This is a genomic window from Stenotrophomonas sp. STEN022 (assembly GCF_056760155.1).
This window is the reverse complement of sequence record NZ_JBRREG010000169.1, coordinates 1-4634: the sequence shown is the minus strand read 5'-3', so window position 1 is coordinate 4634 and position 4634 is coordinate 1. Positions and strand designations below refer to the sequence as shown.

At 65.4% G+C, this 4634-nt stretch carries 4 protein-coding genes; 1 reads left to right on the top strand and 3 read right to left on the bottom strand.

From position 1 onward, the window contains the following. Positions 1 to 112: 112 nt before the first annotated feature. From ACVOMF_RS20535 to ACVOMF_RS20525, 3 genes are all read right to left on the bottom strand, one after another. Entirely contained in the window at positions 113 to 637 is a 525-nt protein-coding gene (locus tag ACVOMF_RS20535) for a hypothetical protein (protein WP_481510917.1), read from the bottom strand. Between the two features lie 102 nt (positions 638 to 739). Then, entirely contained in the window at positions 740 to 1087 is a 348-nt protein-coding gene (locus tag ACVOMF_RS20530; RefSeq protein WP_303749463.1) for a RidA family protein, read from the bottom strand. Beyond that, positions 1084 to 1749: a DUF998 domain-containing protein gene (locus tag ACVOMF_RS20525; protein WP_481510918.1), complete on the bottom strand. Its 666-nt coding sequence runs from the start codon at positions 1747 to 1749 to the stop codon at positions 1084 to 1086. Before ACVOMF_RS20525 ends, ACVOMF_RS20530 begins: the two co-directional genes overlap by 4 nt. A 187-nt stretch (positions 1750 to 1936) precedes the next feature. Between ACVOMF_RS20525 and mprF the strand changes: the two genes are divergently transcribed. Beyond that, entirely contained in the window at positions 1937 to 4489 is a 2553-nt protein-coding gene (gene mprF, locus ACVOMF_RS20520; RefSeq protein ID WP_481510916.1) for a bifunctional lysylphosphatidylglycerol flippase/synthetase MprF, read from the top strand. Positions 4490 to 4634 lie beyond the last annotated feature (145 nt).

Here is a 4634-nt window from a genome sequence, read left to right as displayed (position 1 = left end):
CCACACACCCAAAACTACCTCGATTTCCCCATAGTTGGTCCCGTCCATCTCCCGCGGCGGCGCCCGCGCCGTCTCCCCCCCGGCCCCCACAAATCGGCTGAGGGGTGCGCCCTCAGTACTCGTCATCTTCGTTTTTGGGCGGCAGTGGCGGCACGATGTACTGCCGTCCATGCGCCTGGCAATCCGCAATCACGGCCTCCGCATCCGCGCGCACTATCGCGCGCGTGCCCAGCGGATAGCGGTTGTCCTCGACCAGGTCGGTGCGAAGGTCGGTAACCGGTGAGAACGACGCAGATACGGCATAGCGCTCCTCCGAGGTAGCCAGCGCATCACCGCCCCACCAGCGGATCAACCATTGCGCGTTGTCCCAGATCAGCACCGTTTCCACCGTACCGCGGTCGAGCAGGTAGCCAACCGCGCAGAAGCGGTTGGGAACGCTGCGGTCACCATGGCGCCGTACCGTGTTGCGCAGCTCCGCCTCGATCAGCTTGAACTGCGGGTGCTCCGATGGTTCGATCCGCCGCGCGGGTGCTTGCGCATAGATCAGCTTCGACAGCGATGGCTGTGCTGCCACCGACACGGAGGCGCCCGTGCCTGTGAGGGCACAACACACCGCGAACAACAGACGGCTTTTCATCCCTTTCCCTTGCCTCCCTGCAAAGACATCACCAACCTCAAGGCTTGATCTGCCCGGATGCGACCACACCCAGGGCAGACCAGCGGTAGCGATGGCGTCCGCTTACGGCACAGCTGCGGTGATCACGATCTCGATCTTCCATTCCGGATTGGCCAACTTGGCCTGCACGGTCGCGCGGGACGGCGTTGCGCCCTGCGGTACCCACTTGTCCCAGGCTTGGTTCATGCCAGCGAAATCGGCCAGGTCAGCCAGGAAGATCTCGGCGCGCAGGATCTTGGTCTTGTCGGTCGGCGCCAGGCGCAGCAGATCGTCGATGGCCTGCAGTACCTGCTCGGTCTGGCCAACGATATCGGCGCTGGTATCTTCCGGCACCTGTCCGGCCAGATAGGCCACGCCGTTGTGGATGGTCATTTCCGACATGCGCGGGCCGGTATCGAAGCGTTGGATCATGGGGGTGACTCCGTGTTGTGGATGTAGCCGCCATTGTGAGGGCAAGTGGAAGTTTCAGGCGTTTCTTTGCGTGAACGACGCCACGATGCGAGCGCCACCAGCAACAACCAGCCCACCACCGTGGTAATCACCAGCTTCTGCCCCAGTCCGCGCGGGCTGCCACGCCACAGCACGTGCAACCACAGTCCGGCGAAGGCCAGCCATGCCCAGCCCCAGGTCAGCCAGTACAGTTGGCGCCAACGCGCGTCACGGCCGAAGCACCAGGCCTGCAGCAGCATCGCCACGGTCACGCACAGGAAGGCGGTCTGTGCCGCCAAGCCATGAATCAGCGGTGCCAGCAACGGGGCGTACTGCGGCAGCCAATTGTCGCCGATCGCTACCGTAGCCAAACCAAGCCCGGCCACGGCGAACAGACTGGGCGGCAGGCCGCGCCGTGCGCTGCCATGCGCTTGCTGGTACAGCATCACGCCAAGCACCGCGATGGCCACGGCCAACACACAATAGGCGCCGCGTAGCAGCACACCGTAAGGACCATGCAGATACAGGCTCAGGGTCGCGCGCATCCAGTCCAGGTCATCACGGGCAAACTGCAGGCCGGTGGCGATGGCCAGGAACAGCAGCAACGCCAACACTACCGCCAATGCCGGTACGGCCGATTGCACTGTTGCCCTGAACTGGCTTTCGCCCATTCCCGCTCCCCAAGGTTTGAGTCCCCAAGTCTAGTTCGCCCGCAGCCACCATGCCCACTGAAGCCTGTGAAAACACCCCAGCGCGTGCATGCAGCCATCATCACGCTCAAGGACTACTCTTATGCGTCCGCGCTGCGCCAGCGCTTGCCCCCACACCTGCATGACCGTGTCCTCCGCATCGTCACAACCTTCAGCGGCGGGTTGGCGACGTATCGCCACCATCATCGTCACCTTGGCCATCATGGCGATGGCGCTGCATGCATTGGCCAGTGAGTTCAGTGACCACGGCTATCGCCAGATCCGCTCCGCGGTGCGCGGGCTTTCGTGGTCGCAACTGGGCATGGCAACGCTCTTGGGCATGGCCAGCTATGCCTGCCTGATCGGCTTTGATGCGATCGGCCTGAGGCGCGCCAAGCATCCGTTGCCGGCAACTCGCGTCGGCATTACTGCCTTCCTGGCGCATGCTGCTGGGCAGACGCTGGGCTTTGCCGCACTTACCGGCGGCGCCATCCGCGTGCGCAGCTACGGCCAGGCCGGGCTGAGCCTGGCCGAGATCGGCCAGGTGGTGTTGATGAGTACCTTGGGCTTCGTGTTCGGCGCCTGGCTACTGCTTGGCCTGGCCTTGCTGCTGGAGCCCGGAGCCGCTGCGCTGGCACTGCCGATCTCGGCCACTGCGGTACATGCGCTCGGCATGGGCTTGCTGGTTGGTTTCGCCGCGCTGCTGCTGTTGGTTGGCCGCGACGGCCGCAGCGTCGGCTGGGGTACGCACCGGATGTGGATTCCTGACCGGCGCACGGTACTGGAAGTCACCGCACTGAGTGTGGTCGAGCTGTGCCTGGCCTCGGCCGCGTTCTACGTGCTGTTGCCGGCACAGGCCGAGGTCGGCTTCATGGGCTTCGTCGGGCTGTATCTGGTCGCGGTGGTGGCCGGGCTGGTGTCGACGGTGCCCGCCGGGCTGGGCGTATTCGAGTGGAGTCTGCTCAAGCTGCTGCCGCAGGTGGCGCCGGCCGCCATCCTCGCCGCCGCGGTGGCTTACCGCATCACCTACTACCTGCTGCCCTTGTTCCTGTCCGCGCTGCTGGCTGCCCTGGCCAGCATGCGCCGCCCGCTGCGCAGTGGCGCCGGTACCGCCTGGTCGGTAATCCGCCCCTGGCTGCCGCAGTTGATAGCACTGGCCGTATTTGCGGCCGGCGCACTGTTGCTGATCGACGGCACGCTGCCAGTGCCCCATCAGCGGGTGTTGCCAGCCTCACTGCCGATCGTGGAAACCTCACACCTGCTCGGCAGCCTGGGCGGCGTGTTGTTGTTGCTGATCGGGCAAGGCCTGCAGCGGCGCAGCCATTCCGCGTGGATGCTGGCATTGGCACTGTGCATTGCCCTGCCGGTGCCGGCCTGGTTGCGTGGCGGCCACCTGACGGTGGCCCTGACCTTGCCGCTGGTGGCGGTGGCGCTGTGGGCGGCGCGGCGTGAGTTCTACCGCGAGGGCGCGCTGCTGGACGAGGCATGGTCGTGGCCATGGTTGCGCAATGTCGCGCTGGTACTGGTGGCGACGGTGTGGTTGCTGTTCTTCGTCTACAGCCACGTCGAATACCAGAACGAGCTGTGGTGGCAGTTCGCCACCTCCGGCAATGCGCCACGTGCGCTACGCGCCTTGCTGCTGGTCTGCATCGCGCTGATCGTGTTCGGGTTGGCGCGTCTGCTGCACAGCACCCGCAGCCCGCTGCCCTTGCCGGATGCAGCAACATTGGAGCAACTGCGCCCGGTATTGGCCTTGGCGCAGGACACCCAGGCCTGCGTGGCAATGACCGGCGACAAGGCAATCCTGCGCAGCGAGGCCGGCGATGGCTTCGTGATGCTGCAGCGCTACGGCGGCTCACTGGTGGCGATGGGTGATCCGGTGGGCCCACCGCAGGTGGCAGCGGCCTTGATCTGGCGTTTCCGCGAGGAAGCCGACCGGCTGGGCCTGCGGCCGGTGTTCTACCAGACCAGCGACAAATACTGGCAGCACTATCTCGATCTTGGCCTGACCCTGGTCAAGCTTGGCGAAGAAGCCATGGTGCCACTGCAGGACTTCAGCCTGGCCGGCAGCGAGCGCGCTGATCTGCGCCAGGCCTGGAACAAGGGCAAGCGCGGCGGGCTCAGCTTCCGGCTTGCTCCCGCCAGCGAAGTGCCCGCATTGCTGGGCGAGTTGGCGGAGATCTCGGACGCGTGGCTGGATGAAAAAGCCGGCGAAGAGAAAGGCTTTTCGCTGGGCAGCTTCGAGCCGGGCTATATGAGCCGTTTCCCGGTGGCGCTGGTCGAAGCGGAAGGGCGCATCGTCGCCTTCGCCAATATCTGGCAGGCACCAGCCGGGCATGAACTGTCGGTTGACCTGATGCGGCATCGCCCGGATGCCCCCAAGGGCACGATGGACTTCCTGTTCATCGAGTTGTTCCTGTGGGGCGCCGCCAATGGCTATACCCGCTTCTCGCTGGGCATGGCGCCGTTGACCGGCCTGGCCCAGCATCGGCTGGCCGGCCGCTGGAACCGTTTCGCCAACCTGGTCGCGCGCCATGGTGAGCGTTTCTATGGCTTCAGCGGACTGCGCCGCTTCAAGTCCAAGTTCGCACCGGAGTGGCGCCCGCGTTATCTGGCCGCGCCTGGTGGTGTGCACCTGCCAGCAGCGTTGCTTGATGTGACCCGGCTGATTTCGTTGGATCCAAGCAGAAAGTAAAAGTAAGTGTGGGGTTTGTGGGAGCCGGGGGAACCCCCCACCAGGCGGGGGGGGAGAGGAAAAAAATAAAGGGGGGGGGCCCCCCCCCCCCCACCCCCCCCCAAACCCCCCCACGCGGGGGGCAAAAAACCGATGGACCCCCGAA

Coding starts and splice junctions, on each gene's coding strand:
- ACVOMF_RS20535 (WP_481510917.1), bottom strand. CDS start 637: ATGAAAAGCCGTCTGTTGTTCGCGGTGTGTTGTGCCCTCACAGGCACG.
- ACVOMF_RS20530 (WP_303749463.1), bottom strand. CDS start 1,087: ATGATCCAACGCTTCGATACCGGCCCGCGCATGTCGGAAATGACCATC.
- mprF (WP_481510916.1), top strand. CDS start 1,937: ATGACCGTGTCCTCCGCATCGTCACAACCTTCAGCGGCGGGTTGGCGA.